This window comes from Nostoc sp. FACHB-133, assembly GCF_014698055.1.
GTDB lineage: Bacteria > Cyanobacteriota > Cyanobacteriia > Cyanobacteriales > Nostocaceae > Nostoc.
In genome coordinates, this window is record NZ_JACJSH010000069.1 from 16,209 (window position 1) to 32,906 (window position 16,698).

Annotated in this window: 10 protein-coding genes and 1 pseudogene; 3 read left to right on the forward strand and 8 right to left on the reverse strand. The window is 41.5% G+C overall.

From position 1 onward, the window contains the following. The first annotated feature begins 262 nt into the window (after positions 1-262). Together H6G86_RS32395 and H6G86_RS32400 are read left to right on the forward strand one after the other, a co-directional pair. Positions 263-2,608: a putative PEP-binding protein gene (locus H6G86_RS32395; RefSeq protein WP_190937757.1), complete on the forward strand. Its 2,346-nt coding sequence runs from the start codon at positions 263-265 to the stop codon at positions 2,606-2,608. Between the two features lie 379 nt (positions 2,609-2,987). Next, positions 2,988-3,824: a hypothetical protein gene (locus H6G86_RS32400; protein ID WP_190937758.1), complete on the forward strand. Its 837-nt coding sequence runs from the start codon at positions 2,988-2,990 to the stop codon at positions 3,822-3,824. A 111-nt stretch (positions 3,825-3,935) separates the two neighbouring features. Here the strand turns inward: H6G86_RS32400 and H6G86_RS32405 are convergent. The 8 genes and pseudogenes from H6G86_RS32405 to H6G86_RS32440 all read right to left on the reverse strand — a co-directional run bounded on the left by H6G86_RS32405 (position 3,936) and on the right by H6G86_RS32440 (position 13,448). Beyond that, a pseudogene (locus H6G86_RS32405) lies at positions 3,936-5,108 on the reverse strand (baeRF3 domain-containing protein). A 227-nt stretch (positions 5,109-5,335) separates the two neighbouring features. Further along, a complete protein-coding gene (locus H6G86_RS32410; RefSeq protein WP_114084385.1) occupies positions 5,336-5,992 on the reverse strand; it encodes a DUF1361 domain-containing protein in 657 nt (218 codons plus the stop codon). An 873-nt stretch (positions 5,993-6,865) separates the two neighbouring features. Further along, the gene (locus H6G86_RS32415; protein ID WP_190937759.1) at positions 6,866-8,026 is read right to left on the reverse strand and encodes a hypothetical protein; all 1,161 of its coding nucleotides are present in this window, start codon (positions 8,024-8,026) and stop codon (positions 6,866-6,868) included. Between the two features lie 139 nt (positions 8,027-8,165). Further along, entirely contained in the window at positions 8,166-10,103 is a 1,938-nt protein-coding gene (locus tag H6G86_RS32420; RefSeq protein WP_190937760.1) for an iron uptake porin, read from the reverse strand. 245 nt (positions 10,104-10,348) lie between these two features. Further along, the gene (locus tag H6G86_RS32425) at positions 10,349-10,825 is read right to left on the reverse strand and encodes a hypothetical protein (protein ID WP_190937761.1); all 477 of its coding nucleotides are present in this window, start codon (positions 10,823-10,825) and stop codon (positions 10,349-10,351) included. 252 nt (positions 10,826-11,077) lie between these two features. Then, positions 11,078-11,842, reverse strand: coding sequence for an energy-coupling factor ABC transporter ATP-binding protein (locus H6G86_RS32430; protein WP_190937762.1), 765 nt, complete (start codon positions 11,840-11,842; stop codon positions 11,078-11,080). A 36-nt stretch (positions 11,843-11,878) separates the two neighbouring features. Further along, the gene (locus H6G86_RS32435; RefSeq protein WP_190937763.1) at positions 11,879-12,532 is read right to left on the reverse strand and encodes an energy-coupling factor transporter transmembrane component T family protein; all 654 of its coding nucleotides are present in this window, start codon (positions 12,530-12,532) and stop codon (positions 11,879-11,881) included. Next, complete coding sequence (locus tag H6G86_RS32440; protein ID WP_190937764.1) at positions 12,525-13,448, reverse strand: energy-coupling factor ABC transporter permease; 924 nt, start codon at positions 13,446-13,448, stop codon at positions 12,525-12,527. The genes H6G86_RS32435 and H6G86_RS32440 overlap by 8 nt, the downstream gene beginning before the upstream one ends. 1,001 nt (positions 13,449-14,449) lie before the next feature. Between H6G86_RS32440 and H6G86_RS32445 the strand changes: the two genes are divergently transcribed. Continuing rightward, a complete protein-coding gene (locus H6G86_RS32445; RefSeq protein WP_242065084.1) occupies positions 14,450-16,318 on the forward strand; it encodes a glycosyltransferase family 39 protein in 1,869 nt (622 codons plus the stop codon). Positions 16,319-16,698: the final 380 nt, after the last annotated feature.

Consider the following 16,698-nt stretch of genomic DNA (forward strand, 5'->3'; position numbering starts at 1 on the left):
AATGACCAATACTTCTCTACGAGACGCGAGGGGAACGCTCAGTACAAGTGACCAATGAAAATGACAGCCTGTGCCAATTAGCTTTAATTGCGCCGACCTACTGACAGTAATATATGGCGTGATTAGCAATTAACCACTAATAAGGTCAGCAAATTAAATGTAAATACTGGAAACTCCTCCTAGTAGAGAGTCAGTGGATTTACGGCTGATAACGTACCAGAAGGAAATACCTGTGGCTACAAATAGACAACTAACAAATTGAGTGGACAAACTCTACTGGCTAGACCAAATTAAATTACAAGACCGCGCCAAAGTAGGTGACAAAGCATTTTACTTGAGCAGAATCATGCAGCGTGGCTATCCGGTGGTGTCTGGTTTTGTCGTTTCGGCAGAAATTTTGCGGCAATTTCTTGAAAATCTCAATAGTTCAGAGTCATTAGTGGCTGACTTACCCCATTCTTCGTTACATCTAGATGTTGCTAATTGGCGGCAACTTCAGCAGGTAGCTGGTCGCTTGCGTCAAGAAATTCTCACTGCGACTGTGCCGCAGCAGTGGGTGAGTACAATTTTTCAAGCTGCTAAGGAATGGCAAACTAGCTGTTTGATTCTTCGACCTACCTTATCAATATCAAATGCTACTCCAGGTATAAAGAATATATCTGGTTTGCTGGAGTCGGTGTTTTGCCAGTGCGAACCTGAAGCGATCGCTTGGGCATTAAAGCGCACTTGGAGTCAGATATTTCGTGCTAGAAGTCTCCTATATTGGCAACGAGCAGGAATTAATCTGCAACAAATAAATCTAGCAGTCTTGGTGCAACCTGTTGAGAATGCGATCGCTAGTGGTTTGCTCAAAGCCAACTCCTCTGGGTGGGAAATTGAGGCTACTTGGGGATTAGGAGTTGCGATCGATCTTGGTGAAGTCCAGCCAGATATTTACTACATTCAACAGGCAACTGGGGTTGTGCTTGAGCAACAGTTAGGCAATAAAATGCTGGCTTATGGGGTGAATGATGCAGCGCCTGAAGCTTTTTTGCAACCCACACCTAACTCAGTGCTAACACCAGATCATATTTCTCTGAGTACCTACGTAATTCAAGAAGCCCAACAAGAACAGTACGCTTTACAAGAAGAATATTTACAACAATTAATTGCTCTGGGAACCCAACTAGTAAGTGAACTAGGTAAAACTTTTACCATTAAATGGACTATTGCTCAACAAAGCACATCTAACAGGCTCTACATCACACAAGTTAGTTCTCCCCAATCTGTAATTCCCCACGGACAATTCATTAGGGGACTAGGAGCAGCAGGGGGACGTGTTGTGGCTAATGCCTTAGTAATTCCTCATTCACAACAGAAACCCGAACAACTACCCAAGGGTGTGATTTTAGTAGTACCAACAATCACTCCTGATTGGCTACCATTACTACACCAAGTTGCTGGTATTATCACAGAACAAGGCGGATTAACCAGCCATGCCGCAATTCTTGCTAGAGAATTAAGGATCACAGCAGTAGTAAACGCAACATCCGCTACAACCTTAATCCAAACGGGCGAACGACTACTGCTTGATGGCGACAGAGGAGAAGTTTATCGCATCAAAGGAGACTCAAAGGAGGAGATGGAGAAAGAGAGAGAAGAAAAACTTCTTTCCCCACATCACCCCAACCCAAAAGCGCCCTATCCTACTTTCACTTCTCATCTACCCATGATTGCTACCCAACTACTGGTTAACTTGAGTCAGTCCAGTTTAATAGAACAAGTGCAAAGCTTCCCTGTGGATGGCGTAGGATTATTGCGCTCAGAATTAATGATATTAAATATATTGGACGGACAACATCCCAATAGTTGGATTTTAGACGGTCGTCAGGCAGAATTATTAGAGTTATGGTCTGAGCAGATTATGCAATTTGCTCGTGCTTTTGCACCAAGACCAGTTTTTTATCGTTCCTTAGATTGGCGATCGCAGGATTTACCATCATTGAGTGATAATTTAGAATATTCATCCCAGTCGATGTTGGGTGAACGCGGCACTTTCAGCTATTTACGAAATCCCGCAGTGTTTGAGTTAGAACTGCAAGCTTTAGCGAGGGTACAGCAGGCTGGTTACAGCAATGTCAACCTATTATTACCTTTTGTGCGGACTGTAGAAGAATTTGTCTTTTGCCGTCGCAAAGTTGAGCAAGCTCTTTTAACCGAGGTGTCGCAGTTTCAATTGTGGATGATGGCGGAAGTGCCAAGCGTACTATTTTTGCTGCCAGAATATGTGAAAGCAGGTGCAGCCGGAATTTCCATTGGTACAAATGACCTAACCCAATTATTGCTCGGAGTGGATCGAGAACAAGGACAGCTAGCAAAAGTATTTAATGAACGTCATCCCGCAGTTATGGGTGCGATCGCTCAACTGATCCAAATGGCTAAAAGTGCCGGTATACCTTGTTCAATCTGCGGTCAAGCACCAGCCCTTTATCCAGAAATCATCGATAAATTAGTGGAATGGGGTATAACTTCCATTTCTGTTGAACCGGAAGCAGTGGAGCGAACATATCAGGCGATCGCTCGTGCTGAACAACGCCTAATTTTAGCAGCAGCGCGTCGTCAACAATAGGCGCAAGGGCATAAGAAACACCTGATGAATAAATTTATTAAGAAGTATTATCTCTCATAATACTTTGTCACACAATAAATTACAGTATTTTACACAAGAAAAGCTTTTTAAGTAGATGGGCGTGAATAAATATAATATGTTCTGTCATTGATTGCCAACAATGATTTTTTTTAGGTTAGCTCGCACTAAAAGCTGACGAAATTATTTTGAAATATTTTCCGAAAGGCAAGGTATTTTCTCTGTAGTCTATATAGATTTTATTTTTATGCGCTAGGGCGGAAACTAGTCAAAATCTTTGGAAATCCTATTCATAGTTTAGATTTGCTTTGGCAAAACAGAGATATTTTTAATAAATTTTGATTGATTTGGAGTTGAATTTATGAATAAAAAAATTCTCGTATTTATTACAACAGCAATCGTGGCTTGTATTTCCATTGCTAGTCTGACAGCAACAATTGTAACTTGGAATTCGTGGACAGATTCACAAACTTCAAAAGCTGTAGCTCAAAAAACTAATAGTTGCCCTGGTGCTTCAACAAAGACGTGCTTGGATATTGATGTTTATGAAGCTCTAAATCTCATGCCAAGAGAAAATAGACCATTATTAAATCCAAGACTTGAAGCTCAATACGGTGGAACTTCTTCTCCTCCCAATCCATTAGTTATTAAATCAGGAGAATCGGTAAACTTTTTTATTGGCCCTCAATACTTCTTACCTGCATCCTATCAAGAAAATGGTACAAAGTATGTTCCTCATGTTGGTACTGGTACCACATGGCCAATTTTATATCCTAGCTCAACACTTTTTACGAATAATAAGGTGACATTTAACTCCGGCATTTCATCAAATCCGCAAACAGTAGTAAAACAATTTTCACACGCAGGCCCAACGGATGAGCCTCCTTCCCCTGCTTCTGCTCAATACTTAATTGCTAGTGGCCCCATAACTTATAATAATCTGGGAGAGTTTGTGGCAACAGCAAGAATTCAAATGATCAGACACTTTTGGATAGGTTGCTCTCCTTCTAGCTGGTTATTCGTACCGAACAAAAATGACTTATGTTCCGTTGGACAATCGCAAGGAGGACATAGTGCCTCAAATCAAGATAAGCTGATTGATATCACTGTTTCTCGCCTGATTAAAGTAGTTCCTAGTATCACGATTAATCCTAATTTACCGATTAATCCTAGTTTCCCAATTAAATTAAATCCATAAGGGACTTCCAGAGGAAATACTTTTCAAGCGTCCCTAAAGCAGCGAATAGTAATCATCGTTGGTGTTGTATATAGCAAATTCAGCTTTATATAACACCGTCAAAATGTTTGTTCAATATCGATAAATTGCTACAACAGGTGTGCTATATGGAATCTGTTCAAAGGGAGCAGCGTAAACCGTGCCACCATTTAATAAGGTATGAGCAGCAACAAAATCCAACAAATCTTCATCACCAGTTTCTTTTTCTGGGTGCAAATAAACCGTTTCCGAAGTTGGATCGAATAAACCCCACTGTTGTTGACCAACTGCAACTAATAATAAATCCACTCGTTGGTAATAAGCTGCTGAGACAATTTCTTTCAGGTTGTTAGATGCTTTGCCAGTATCACCACCAAACAATTAGTGAAATTGCTCTAAAAACCCTTCTTGAGACTTCTGGAAATCAGCCTCGACAATCGGCCAAGCTTGGTCATGCAACTCTTGGGCGCTGAGAATTTCTGGATTACCAGTGATCGCTTCATCCATCAAATGTTGGTAAGTATTTGCCTGTCTATATAAAGGCAAGAGATACTCTACCCCAGCCAGTACCAAAGGCGCTTTTTGCAATTTCAGTTTTTCGTGTAATGCGCGATCGATAATCTGAAAGAATTGTAGTATGTATTCTTGTTGTTTATCTCTGTCAGGACTTCCCTGACCGTGAAATGTGCCTGATTGTGAAAAAGGATTAGTGGTTCCTACTTTTGATGGTGCGAGGTGGAACTCACCTTCTTGAGCAGTCTCGTCTATTTGCAGAGCTTCATCTCGACTTTTAGGGAGATTTTCTACTTCCAACTCATTAACACTGTAGCGTGTTCCTTCAAAGAATCTGACATCTTTTTGGCTCAAAGCCAGGATATAGAAGCGACCATTGCCATTTAAAATTGGCAGCAGTGGCTTGATATGAAATCGGTCTGTAACCACGACCAACTCTTGAAAATCAATTGGCAGCGTATAATAGCGAAAAATATTTTCAGAAATAAAAATCGCTAACCCTGGTTCTCCCTTTTGCTCCCAAAACTCTTGGGTATCAATTTCATGGGATTTTTCCAATAATGCGATCGCATCTTTTTCCTCCAAACCCGCATCAATTAAACGAGTCTCCGCTTCCTTGACCAAGTTTTTAAAGCGAATTGGATTTTGTCGCACTTCTGGCCCGGCTGGGTGCATTGGCATATAAATTGAAACACAATTCCCTTTAGGCTGTTCTATTAATGTCTTTATTTCTTCTCTAGAAATTAACTCCATAAGATACCCCTCCTATAAACGGATCAAAAATATCAGATCAGACCATCGATATTCAACAATCTGATAGGACGCTATTCTCAGATGGTGGTGGTCAAAGTTCGACCGTTTGCTTCTGAGTTTATTTCACCTTAAGGAGGGTTTAATTGCATCTTTCTTTTGATAGGCAATATTCATCAATAGAATTACTAATGAAAACCCCAATTTAAAATCTGAAATCGCCAGGAACATCAAATGTTTGGCGTGTTAGAGTTAGTGCTTTCTGACTTGATACCGATTCTACTACCTGGCTTGCTAAGACCTAAAGTTACTCGTTTCATAATCCAGTACAAACCTGCAAGTACCACAAAAGTGATAGCAATAATTACCAAGGGTTGTTTTCCCAAAATTTCTTCTACCCCTTTAGTAAGTAAGGCATCGGGTTGAGTAATAAAATCCCAACTGTTGAAACGTAAAAATCGCCCCCAATAAACACCAACAGCGCAGAGAAAATGTGTAATTAACTCAACGCGCCAAATCCATTGACTCTTACCGATGCGATGTAGGTAGTAACCCCAATTAATTAACGATATTACGTAAGCTTCAAATCCACCGAGAATTACTAGTAAATACAGAGGTATGAGTATTAAAGTAATCATCCACACAGATTGAATTGTGCGGATATCATCTATCAAGTGGATTACATCGGTCAACAAATACGGTGCATTTGGTAAGAAAGCATAGAAAACTAAGAATCCTAGCCACCAAAGCCAAGTGCCACCGCGCCTCATGCGAAATAGCCACACACTCAAAGCCAAAGGTATAAAAGCCAGAAATAAATTCCAAGTCATCCAACTCATATTAATTTGCAATACTTGTATAATTCTGGCTATCAATTCTTCTTTCATAGGTGCTAACTCAGAAGATGTTTGATTGTTTTAGATTGACTCTGTAATGTTAGTGTTAATAACCTCAGTGATTGACTGATGAAATTTTTTACCCCCAAGGAAATTTATTTACTCTAAGACCAGACAAGGCTTTTGTGTCGCTTAAAAGGAAATGCACACTTAATATTATGTCTGAAATTTCTAGTTTTTATGTGTTTCATACTGGGGGATGAAATTTATCAATCAATCAGCTTAAATCACTAGTATAGCCAGAAAATCATCAGGGTAAAATCTACCACTGAGACGAAGCCTGAGCAACTAAAACGCCACGAATAACTTCTAGTGGACTTTTTTAATTGCAATGTTGCCCCTGTCCTGGGTATCATACATATTTATTCCATTTTGTCCTGCGAGAGTTCCAGAAGCACCTTAAAACTTTTGCCAAGACCACACCCCAAACTCTCTCAGTTTACAGGGCTATGCTGTACATACAAGTCTTCTAGAGTCGTTTCACAGGCTTTTGATCCGCTTAAAAAAAGAGGTGGTTTCATACGAAGAAAGAAAAATACATAAGTCTAGATTTTTCATTTTGTGGCACGGCTTTTCCCCCTCTCCAAACCTCTCTCCGCTTCGGGGAGAGGCTTTGAAACACCGTTTTAGTTTTTCTCTACTTGTATAAAACCACCCTAAAAAAAGGCTACGGTGTACACACAAGTCTTTAAAAGTTGCCCCACAAGCTTTTGATCCCCCCAACCCCCCTTAAAAAAGGGAGCAAAAACCTCTCAAATTCCTCCAATTTATCGGAGGATTTAGGAGGAGCTACAACATTTTGGTTTTGTAGAGAGATGTGTACACAGTAGCTAAAAAAAGGGGACAAAAGAAGCTCTCAAATCACTAACGTACTAGTACTCGACTACGGGGGCCGATCGCTTGTTTGGGTGAAGCGGGTATTGTGCAGCTATTGGTAGAATCCTGTGAACAAGCAGCTTGAACAAGGGTTGCAGGGTTAACCATTACTTGATTACCCTCTAAGGAATTACCGTTACTGAATTCCATATTAGGTGTAGTAGAAAGTGACGGAGAATTACTCCTTGTAGCTGTCGGGGAAGCGATCGCACTTCCACCATCAACTATTGGTGTAACAGTAAATTCATTTCTACCATCAACTATTGGTGTAACAGTAAATTCACTTCCACTATCAACTATTGGTGTAACAGTGAATTCACTTCCACCATCAACTATCGTTGGCAGAGTAGATGTACTACCACCGCTAATTACTGGCGGGAGAGTAGGTGTACTATCACCACTAACTACGGGTGCTGGAGTAGGCGTATTACCACCAACGGGTGTAGGAGTTATGAGGGTTGCATTTGCAGGTACTTTGATTGTTATTCTCGCTAGGGGGGAGTTAGTCATTTCCAAAGATGTCACCTTTGGCGAACCTGGGATATCGGACTTGAAATCAAAGACCGTGGGGGTTGCACCACCATTGCGATCGCTATATCTGACTCCATATCCACTCACTTCAAAGGTTCCTTGATATTGATTTCCGGTTTTTGGATCGGTGACAGTACCAGTGTATAAGGCTTTTGTGAGATTAAATTCATCCTGAACTACTCCTTGAAATGTGGTTCCTGCTAATCTTCCCTGATATTTATAAGGTGTTAACTCACCGCCAGAGAGAATTGGCGAATTCAGAACGCCATTAAAGGAGACAATCGGAATGCCTTTAAAGTCAACAAAGTAATGCAAACTACCATCAGAGCGTGTTTGTACCTTCACATAGTCTGACTTGTATACAGGAACGTAATTAGGATTGTTCTTAGTACCTAAATTCCGTGAGTAAGTCCCCGCGTCATCTGTATCAACACGAGTTGTACTGCCATTGAAATTAGGATTAATGCTGGGAAGCTGGATAGTACCTGATAATGTACCAGTGCTTTGAATGGTGATTTGAGCAAAAGCACTTGTTCCAGATGAAGCGATGATGGCTGCGGCTAAACTACTGCTGCTCAGAACAACACAACCCAACTTAGTTGATGAATGTAATTTCATGAAAAATTTGCTCCTTTAATCACATATCAAAAAAAATACGCACGGGCGATCCTTGCTCCCATTGGGTGATGAAAGCATTTCGTACCGAACAATACAGTATTAAAACAGCGTATTTTATTACATTTACGTCAGTACAAAATTAAAACCGGAAAGTTGCTCTTAATGCTCCAACGACTAAAGTATCGTTAGCAGCATTGTGATCGGGATTGAAAATGACGAATAAACCTGGAGTCAGGGCGATATTATCACTCAGTTGGGCGCGGTAAAAAAGTTCTACGTGAATTGATGTGTCACTACGTCCACCTGCTGTTCCCCCATCAGAAAATTTGGGAAAATTGAAGCCATCGGGTAAAGTACTCGAAGTAATTTTGGGCGGTTGTCCGACGAGAACGCCGCCTAAATTTCCAGGACGCAGCAAATTGGGAAAGGCCGCGAACACCATCCAGTTTGTAGTTTCTACATTTCCAGAAAGATTGAATGGTTTGGAAGAAGTAAAGCCACCCCAACCGCCCAATTGCAAGTTAGGGTTGATTCGCCAAGCAACCGTCGCGCCAATGGCTTGAGTATCAAAAGCTGTTGCATCTGCAAAAGGCGAAATCAGTTGAGAATCGCCGATACCACCTCCTAATAAGCCATCTGGGGAGTGGGAATAAAGATAATGTACGCCGATATCGATGTTATTGGTGGGTGCTAAACTTAACTGAGCGCCAGCAGTAAATCTACCGCCGAATAGTCCGCCCTGATTGATGTTGCCAGAAAAACTAGGGATTTCTGCACTATAAACGCCTTGTAAACTGATGCGATCGCTAATTTGCCAATCAAAGCCTATACCGCCAGTGCCGTTGCCAATACTTAAAATCGGGTTACGCTGACCAAATAGCGAAATTGCACCGTCGCTAGAACCTTCTAAAGGACTAATACCCCGAAAGGTGTTGATGGGGTTGACTCCCGCCGTACCTACGACAATTCCGAAGTTATCCGAGACGACAAATCGATAAGATAAGTCACTAACAACTAGATTGTTGTCTGTATTTGACTCGAAACCCAAACGCCCCATATTGGTAGAGAGCAACGCTGCATTAGAACCCAAATTACCCGCAGACAACCCTGTTAACAGCAAATCTCGTCCTGTAAATGAAGTTGCTAAGGTTAGTTGGGTGCTACTTGTGAAAGTCAGATTGGTTTTTCCCTGACGTTCAGAGACTCCATCTCTAGGAAACAAATCCACATCGGGGCTATTGGTTCCCTGAACGCTAAAAACGGCTTGACCAAATAATCTGGTAGTTGTGGAAAACTGATTGGCTTGTAATTCAGTAGTCCGGTTTTCTACAGCCTCAACATGCTGCTGTAATTGCTGCAACTCTGCTTTGAATTCGCTTTGCAACCTTTGCAGCAGGATTAAATCTTCACTATTAACAGTATTAATTTTATTATTAGCGTAGGCGTAGCCCGCACTTCTCTGCGAGACGCTCCGCGAACGGCTGCGCTCAGTGACCACCGCAGGCATCGCTTCGTTAATCTTCTCTAAACAAGCGTTTAAACCAGCCGCAAATTCATAACGACTGATTGTGCGGTTTCCCAGATAATTCCCATCGTGGTATCCCGCAATGCAGCCATAGCGTTCTACTAGAGATTGCAAAGCATCAAAAGCCCAGTCGGAAGGTTGCACGTCTTTAAGTTGTGACACCGATGTGACTTGAGACATTTGGTTGTCTGAGTCAGGAGGCTGAGGAGCTAGAGAGAATTCTTCTGTGTTTTCCTGGTTCTGTGCAACTTCTGTTACAGCTTGAGTATTTTTTAACTCAGGTAAATTTGGGGAATTTATAAATTGAATTTTTTCTCTGCTTTTTTTAAGTATATTTTCGTACTTATGCTTTATAGCTAATGAAGTAGTTATATCTGGCTGCACAAATTCAGGTGGTGTAATTTCAGCAGGCGAAACAACTTGAGATAAATTTTCTTGTGTTGACTGCTGCACCAGATTATCTGGCGTGATTACAGGCTGTTCTGGTAAATTAAGGGCAGAGATTGGCCCTGTTGCTAGCACACCCGCCATCAGTAGACTAATATCACTCATGGTATTTCATTTGACTTGCACCAATATTTCTTTTGACAGACAAAGTTGGTGTATATCAGGAAAATTTATGAAAAAAGAGTGATAAAAATTACTATGGCTGGGGTTGGGGAGCAGGGGGCAGTGAAGGCAGGGGAAGCAGGGGGACAAGGGGGAATTATTGAACAAGTCTCTCTCTTGTCTCCCTTGTCTCTTCTTCATGTTCAATGCCCAATGCCCAATTCCCAATGCCCAATTCCCCAGATAAATTATTCTGGCTGGCTACAATACTTATTCATCTGATTGACTAACGTATCTGACTGCTTGCCAAGAGTTGTAGCTGTTGTCAGTGCTGAGTCAATTTCGGTTCTAGCCTTTTGGATTTTTTCTCTACCCGATTCTGAAGCTTCTGCTGTCTTGGTTGCACCAAGCGCTCTACCGGCTTTGGCGATCGCTTGACTAAGATTCTGAAAAATATTGACAAAACCGCTTTGAAATTCTTTCAGCTTGGGATCTTTTAAATTCAGTTCCTTAATCGATTTAGTCACAAATTCTAAATCTTTAGACAGTTGTATGCTGGTGATGACTTGCCTTCCTTTATTGTTATCAATCAGAGAAGTTCCGGCATTTACAACTCGAATCAGTCGCTGGCACTGAGAAACTTTATTTTCGCTGCAACTGCTAACGAACAAAGCGATGCTCAGGCTAACAGGAGCAATAACAGTATATTTATGTAAAACAGACATTAACACCCCAACAGCAATAAAACCCAAAATATAGTATCTAATATTACGGGCAATGGGCAGAGAGAATAGTGGATAAGTCTTTAAACTCCACTTCTGTGCCCATGTCCCAATATTTGTCGGGTTTTGGGGAATGGGGTTGCGGGAAAGGGGAAAGAAAAAACCTTTAACCTTTTCCCTTTAACCTTTTCCCAAACCCAATGCCGAGTTAAAAATGGTTAACCGAGCAGTATTGGCCCATGCCCCAATCTCAAATTACCAATCTATTGGCAAACCTAACTGGTCTAAAGTAACACCATCTTGCAAAAGTGGCTGAATATTGCTATCTATTTGAATTCGACCACCAGACAGCACCAAAGCGCGTTGCGTAACTCTACCTAACCAATTTAGGTCATGGGAGGCAATTAACATCACCTGCACTGGCAACTTTAACAATACTTGCGCTAAATGTCGTCGCCATGCTGGATCGAGACCGTTAGTCGGCTCATCCAAAATTAGAATTGTCGGGTCTAGGGCTAAAATTGAGGCTAGAGCAGCAAGGCGTTTTTGCCCACCAGAAAGTTCGTGAGCGGAACGATTAGCGTAGGCTTCTAGTCCGAAATCAGCTAATAACTGCCGGGCGCGATCGCTAGCCTCGGCTGGTGACATTCCGTAGTTGCGTGGGCCAAAGGTAATATCTTCCAAGATGGTGGGCATAAATAGTTGGTCGTTGGCATCTTGAAAGCTAAAGCCAATTTGACGACGTATTTGGGGTAGAGTTTTAGGCTCTAAGGGGATGCCATTAATAATAATTTTCCCCGTTTGGGGTTGTTTTAAGCCGATTAAGTTCTCTAGCAAGGTGCTTTTTCCAGAACCAGTTGCTCCCATCAAGGCGACGCGATCGCCTTTATTCAAAGTAAAAGAAATTTCTTGTAATACCGGCTCCTGGCGAGAATAGGCATAGGCCAAGTTCTCAACTTCAACGACAGTTGCGTGGGGGTTGTGGGTTGGTGGTTGGGGATTAGATGTTAATGATTTCAAGATTCACAAACTCAAGATTGCGGAGTGAGGATTGGGTTAAATTTTGTAAGAAGTTAGGGTTACAGTAGCAGCGATCGCACAAGCTAGTAATACGGCAAAACGCTCTTTCGGTCTGAGAGGAGAATCGATGGGCAATTGCCCGTTGTAACCGCGAGCTACCATTGCCCCATAGACTCGTTCTGCCCTATCCAGACTGCGGAGATACAAGGCTCCAATCATGGCAGCACTGGCGTAGCGCAACCATCCCGTAGTTCCATTCAGACCACGTAATTGAGCGCTGCGCTGCATCCGCATTACTTCTGAGAGCAAAATTTCCATATATTGCCCAGCTAACAACAAGTTTTCCTTTAAAGGTGCTGGTACGGGTAAGCCTTTCAGGGCAATACCAAAGCTGTGGGGCGGTAAGGTTAACAAAAAACTATTCATAGTAACTAGACAAACCAGCGAACGAAGCAGTAAAAAGCTGGCTCTTTCCCATCCCAAAGGCAAGGCTAGCAATGACAAAAAAATCAATTCTGTACCGAGTAATCCTCCCAAGTGGCGAATTGATACGCGCAACAGCCAAGCCCACAAAAGTGCGATCGCGGCATATACACCTAAGCAATACCAAGCATGATATTTTAATAACGCTGCTCCTACCACAATCACTAGAGACAGCTGCAAACGTAATGGCAAAGAAAGTTTAAGCATTCTTCGGTTTCACCACCTTGGCAATCCCAAAGGCTACAGCAAAGCAAACTGTAGCTCCCATAAGTCCAGCGATACTAGTACCAATTGGCCCCAAACCCTTAATACTATAGTCAGCTAAGGGAGTCGGCACAATTACCCGGACTTTCGCAGCTAAATCAATGAAACCTGTATTTTCAGCGACTTTTTCCAAACCATCAGGCCAGGCTGAGGCAAAGAGTGACAGCACTCCTGCAATCAAGAAAATGGTGACAATTGGCACTGACCAGCCGCGAAATTCCTGCTGTTCCCCTGGTAACAAATCTGGTCGGGCTGTAGCTAAATAAGTCAGCACACCTCCAGTAATTATCCCTTCGCCAATGCCAATCAAAATATGTACGCCAGACATAGCTGGTAAAACTATGGCTACAGGTGCAGTACCAGAGAGGGCTAACTCAATAGCACAAGCTATAGCAGCTACCACTACACTTACACCAGCAGCTATACCAGCAGCTAAGGGTAAACGCCCTTTAAATCCCCCCAACAGCCGTTGCAAGGTTTGGGTTAAAATCCAGCCTACCCAAACACCAACTACTGCCATATTGAAAATGTTTGCTCCCAAGGCTGTAATGCCACCATCAGCAAATAGCACAGCTTGAATAATTAAAACTGTGGCAATACACAACGTCCCTGCCCACGGACTACCCAAAACGATCGCAGCTAAGGTTCCTCCTAATAAGTGACCACTAGTACCTCCAGCTACCGGAAAATTGATCATCTGGGCGGCAAAAATGAAGGCAGTGGTTAATCCCAGTATGGGCGCACGACGGATACCAAAAGCTTCTTGCGATCGCTCGAAGGCAATAAAAAGTGCTGCTACACTGGCTAAACCAGTAGCCCCTGCCACCGGAACAGAAACAAATCCATCAGGAATATGCATGATCTACCCTGTATTTTTTAGATGTTTATTTACTCAATACCAGCAATAAACAAAGGCATTAGATTAATAACAAACAAAATTTTCACCTTTTTTGCAATGCCCTTTTGGGGGATTTTATGCTGTTACTTTTGAGAGATTTACAATCCAATGGCTGCTAAATAGTATACTTAATTTACATGAATATTAATTTTTGTTAATTTTATTTTTATATATGTCGATAAATTATTGGAAAAGTGTAAAACTCTTGACTTTAATAAGATATTATGTATTTAATTGGCGCATTCTGAATGCCAAAAATCTTGCTAGTATTGTGCTTTTTATCTATGAGACTGCTACACGAACATTTTGGATTTTGAATTGCTTTACGACTCTTATGGTTGATAGTACAATCGCCATTTAAAGCGGGTTTCATAGATTTTAACTACATTTTTTATGGACACACAGCATTATTATGACCTAAAAATATTTAACTATATAGCTAAATATCAAAGTAATTTAGCTGGATTCAATAATAACTCAGGATTCAGAATTCCATTAGTTCTTAATCTGTACTCATTACTTTTTTGTTGACCACCAATTTTAAAATTTGGTAAGCTAGTATTTTTTTAACTTATAGTTATTAACCAATTAATGATTTTAGATTAGTATAACTAATATAACAATCTAAAAAAGTCTTTACATAGTCTCTACCAACTGTATATTTGCTGACTTCGCTGGCTTAATGGTACAGTATTGATGATTTTTTGGGATAAAAAATTGTGTAAGCGTTGATACGTAACACAAAATAGTGGTTAAACTTAAAATTCAGTTGAAGAAGGCAGAAAGCTTAATTTAGAAGGGGTTTGAATCCCCTCCTAAATGGGATGAAACTTAGCTAGCGCGTCACTAATGTTAAATAATCACAACGGGGGATTTGAGATTTGGATTTTTGTTCTTAGATTTTAGAACGAACTTAAATCTCAAACGTCAAATCTACAAATCCATTTGTATAAGGCCTGGCAATGAGAATTATTTTCAAAGGTGCATTTTATTTTTACAAAAAAATTATCTCGTTGCTACCTACATCTACTGACCCTTGTGTACAGATTGTAGATACTAGTTCTGCCTCAAAACACAAGCACTGGTATAATTATTGGCAAGCTCGCCTTCCACCTTCCTGGCTTCACCCTTTGCTGATTTTGATGTGGTTGCTCATCGGCATTAGCTTACGCCTAACCAACTTGACAGCAAAGTCTCCTTGGACTGATGAGTTTTCCACCTTAGTGTTTAGCTTGGGTAACAATTTTTTATCAGTACCCTTAGATCAAGCGATCGCACCCGATATCTTATTACAACCACTACAACCAAACCCAGCAGCTACTATTGGTGATGTGGTTCATAACTTAGCTACACAAGATAGTCATCCACCTCTGTATTTTGTGCTGGCTTACCTATGGATGAAATTATTTCCTAGTGAAGGAGGATTAGTATCGCTATTTGCAGCGCGATCGCTACCTGCTATATTCGGTGTTGCCTCAATCCCGTGTGTTTACGTCTTAGGTAAGGTAGCATTTCGTTCGCGGTTAGTGGGGCAATTGGCTGCTGCCATGATCACAGTATCACCCTACGCCGTATTTTTAGCACAAGAAGCACGTCATTACACTTTGGCAATCTTATGGGTGATTGGTTCTCTTACCTGCTTAGTAATTGCCACACGTCATATTCAAAACCGCACACCTTTACCTATATGGGTAGCACTTTCCTGGGTAGCAATTAATGCTTTAGGTATTGCTACTCATTATTTTTTCACCTTCACCCTTTATACAGAAGCCGTAGTTTTGATTTCTCTTGCTTGGCTGCAATTGCAAACTAGCACCAAATTTTCTCTCCTCTTCTCTTCTCTCTGGCGGCGCATTTATGCCGTTGCGGTAGGTACTTTGGTGGCGGGTTTAATTTGGATACCAATCTTATTAGAGAACAAAAATCGTGGGATTTTGACCGAGTGGATTCGAGGTTCGCGCGTTGGACTAGATTGGTTAAGCCCAATTTTTCAAGCTTTAGGAACATTGATTGCAATGATTTCCCTGTTACCGGTTGAATCTTCACAGCTATTGGTGGTGATTCCTTCTGGAATAGTGATGCTGACTTTCTTTATTTGGGCAGTACCAATTTTGCTGCGTGGGATCAAAATTCAACTAAAGCATCCAGAAAACCGAATTATGATTCAGGTGTTTATTGGAGTTGCAGTCAGTGCGATCGCTTTATTTTTGACCTTTACGTACTTTTTGGGTATTGACCTGACCAGAGGCGCTAGATATAACTTTGTTTACTATCCTGCGATCGTTGTCTTACTAGGTGCAAGTCTTGCAGTTTGTTGGCATCCTCCCAAAGAATTGATGGAAAGAGAACAAGGGAAAAATGGCATAGAAAGCATAGGTAAATGGAGAATAAACGGTAAAAAAGCCGTGATGTTAATTTGGCTGATGGGATTTTTTAGTGCAGTCACAGTAATCTGCAATCTCGGCTATCAAAAATATTATCGCCCTGACCTGTTTGTGCAACTCATCCAACAAATATCCCCAGTACCAGTACTGATTGCCACTACTCACAAAAGTTATATACACACTGGGGAAATGATGGGAGTAGCTAGGGAGTTGAAACTTGCCAATTCGCCCCAAAATTCTTTGTTTCTCCTTGCCCATCAATATCAAGATCCGAATACTTCCACCATTGCTCTAGAAAATACTTTAAAGACGCTACCACGACCTTTTGACTTGTGGTCGGTAAACTTTCATGCCCCAGTAGCAGAAGCCGTCAAAACATGCGTCGCTGATACTAAATCTTTGCCAAGCGTAGACGGCTATGAATACGAACTTTATCATTGCCAATAAGAAGCAGGGGGCAGGGGAGCAGGGAGCAGGGGAGCAGAGGACAAGGGGACAAGGGGACAAGAGGTGAGAACTTGAAACAAGTCTTTCCCCTTGTCCCCAATTCTCCTTGTCCCCAAGTCCTCTTCCCAATGCCCAATTCCCAATCCCCAATGCCCAACGTAGATGCATCTTGTGGAAGTTCCTCAAAAATCGATATCCATAGGAGACTAGAGAAAGAAGAACAAAATATATGTGATACGTTTTCAAGCGCTGAAGGCTGTAACTACTTTAAGGAGGATTTAAGTAGGACAGGGTGAAAAAACCAAATTGTGTAAAGATAAGTAAATACACATAATGTATCTACCACGGTAACAGGTATATGGGCAGCCGTTTAAGGGTAT

Bases quoted from the DNA above. Each gene is read 5' to 3' on its own strand.
- H6G86_RS32400 (WP_190937758.1), top strand. From the start codon at position 2,988: ATGAATAAAAAAATTCTCGTATTTATTACAACAGCAATCGTGGCTTGT.
- H6G86_RS32410 (WP_114084385.1), bottom strand. From the start codon at position 5,992: ATGAAAGAAGAATTGATAGCCAGAATTATACAAGTATTGCAAATTAAT.
- H6G86_RS32415 (WP_190937759.1), bottom strand. From the start codon at position 8,026: ATGAAATTACATTCATCAACTAAGTTGGGTTGTGTTGTTCTGAGCAGC.
- H6G86_RS32420 (WP_190937760.1), bottom strand. From the start codon at position 10,103: ATGAGTGATATTAGTCTACTGATGGCGGGTGTGCTAGCAACAGGGCCA.
- H6G86_RS32425 (WP_190937761.1), bottom strand. From the start codon at position 10,825: ATGTCTGTTTTACATAAATATACTGTTATTGCTCCTGTTAGCCTGAGC.
- H6G86_RS32435 (WP_190937763.1), bottom strand. From the start codon at position 12,532: ATGCTTAAACTTTCTTTGCCATTACGTTTGCAGCTGTCTCTAGTGATT.
- H6G86_RS32440 (WP_190937764.1), bottom strand. From the start codon at position 13,448: ATGCATATTCCTGATGGATTTGTTTCTGTTCCGGTGGCAGGGGCTACT.
- H6G86_RS32445 (WP_242065084.1), top strand. From the start codon at position 14,450: ATGAGAATTATTTTCAAAGGTGCATTTTATTTTTACAAAAAAATTATC.